Genomic DNA, 267 nt, shown 5'->3' with positions numbered 1-267 from the left:
TGGCGGGCGAACGGCGATTGAATTGGTTATTTTTCATAACCATAATCGATGCAACTCGGGAACGCAATCATGACGAACACAGACCTCCGCATCGATCACCAAGGTGATATCGCCATCATCCGCCTGACGCGCCCCGCCAAGCGCAACGCGCTGAACGACGGACTCATCCTGGCGCTGCGCGATGCCTTCCAGAATCTGCCCGACACGGTGCGCGCCGCCGTGATCGACGGCGAAGGCCCGCACTTCTGCGCCGGGCTCGACCTGTCG

1 protein-coding gene is annotated in these 267 nt (G+C 61.0%); it reads left to right on the top strand.

All coding sequences use genetic code 11. The annotated features are described in order from the left end of the window. Positions 1-69: 69 nt before the first annotated feature. On the top strand, positions 70-267 hold a 198-nt coding region (locus tag CVH10_RS21075), incomplete at its 3' end, for an enoyl-CoA hydratase-related protein (RefSeq protein ID WP_181244614.1).

The sequence above is a fragment of the Halomonas sp. ND22Bw genome, from assembly GCF_003011945.1.
Lineage (GTDB): Bacteria > Pseudomonadota > Gammaproteobacteria > Pseudomonadales > Halomonadaceae > Halomonas > Halomonas halophila.
This window is presented reverse-complemented; position numbering and strand designations above follow the sequence as displayed.